Annotated in this window: 1 protein-coding gene and 1 pseudogene; one reads left to right on the forward strand and one right to left on the reverse strand. The window is 66.8% G+C overall.

Features of this window, described 5'->3' with window-relative positions; genetic code table 11:
- Nucleotides 1–1,158 (forward strand): arginase family protein (locus EN939_RS34100; RefSeq protein WP_206528425.1); only part of this gene is annotated, 1,158 nt, incomplete at its 5' end.
- Here the strand turns inward: EN939_RS34100 and EN939_RS34105 are convergent.
- Nucleotides 1,159–1,424 (reverse strand): annotated as a pseudogene (locus tag EN939_RS34105) (carbohydrate kinase); the annotation flags it as partial. It abuts the gene before it with no gap.

Below are 1,424 nucleotides of genomic sequence, written 5' to 3' on the forward strand. Positions count from 1 at the left end.
ATCCTGCAGGGTGGTGTCGAGACCTTCCGCGACACGCCGTGGGCGGAGCTCGAACCCGATGCCTGCCGGCTGACAAGCGACATCATCGAGGTCAAGCTCAAGCCGTCACGACCGATCGGCCAATCGGGCTACGACGCCTTCGGCAATCAGCCGGTCTTCCCCGACGAAGGCGACAGGCTGCGCGCCATCGCCAATATCGGCCGTGAGGATGTGCTGGTCGAGGGACTGACGCCGATCGCCAGGGGGATAAGGGTGCTCGGCGCCTCCAGCGATCATCTGCTTTTGGATGTCGCCGATGCCGACCCGAGGCCCTCCGTCGGCGACCGCGTCGCCTTCCGCATGAGCTATGGCGCCATGCTTTTGGCGATGACCTCGGAATATGTCGAGAAGGCCCCGATGCACGACGTCGAGGATTTTTCCGGCCGCAAGATGGTGCAGATCACGGCCGGGCAGGGAGCTGCCGGCATCCTGGCCCGGGAAAGCACCGGCGCCCGGCTGGAAGCGATGAACTTCGACGTGGTGGAACTCGCCGATGTCGAGCGGCCGCCATCGGGGCTGGTCCGGCTGATTGCCGGCGTCGATCGTCGCATCGCCCACAAGGCGCTGACCGCGACGGCTCGCGCGACGCATTCTTTCGGCCTGATCTGGATCGATTCCATCGCCGCCCTGATGCCAGAGGACGAGGAGGGCATCGACCTGCCGGAATGTTCGGTCCTGGCGCGATCGCTCGGGCTCGATCACAAGGCCGGCGCGCTGCAGCCGCAGCTGTCGCCGGAAAATGTCGTCATCGTCGGCCTGCGCCACGCCGATCCGGCCGAGGCGCGGGTGCTGAAGGATTCGCGCGTGTCGGCCTTCACCATGACCGACATCGACGCCATGGGCATGCGCGACCTGATGCACGAAGCGATCCGCATCGCCACCTCAGGCACGCAAGGCTTTCATGTCAGCTATTCGCCGACCGCAACCGAATTCGCCGGCTGGGCTGCGGGCTCCGGCGGGCTGACCGTGCGCGAAACGCACCAGGCGATGGAGGCGATCGCGCTCTCCGGTGGCTTGCTGTCGATGGATGTCTCGGGCCTGACGGCGGATCTGGAGCCGCGGATCGGCACCGACGCGGTCAACTTCGTCATGTCGGCTTTCGGCAAACGGATTCTCTGATCAGCCCTGCACGTCCACTGCCGAGCGCCATGCGCTGACATAGTCGACCCAGGCCGGGTCTACAGGCGGTTCTATTCTTTCGCCCTTGCCGTGCGTCGCCGGCTGATCGGATGCCAGCAGCGCCGCGCCGATGCTGGTGCCGGTGGCGGCCTCGGACCCAACCACGGCGCGCGCCGTGGCTGCCGCCAGCATGCCGACAAAGAGCCGGTTGCGGGCAAAGGGGCCTTCGACCGTGGTCGGGCCGTCCGCGCCGATCAGTTCGAGGC

Origin of the sequence: Mesorhizobium sp. M7A.F.Ca.CA.002.05.1.1, from assembly GCF_003998335.1 — a bacterium.
In the GTDB taxonomy this organism is placed as follows: Bacteria; Pseudomonadota; Alphaproteobacteria; order Rhizobiales; family Rhizobiaceae; genus Mesorhizobium.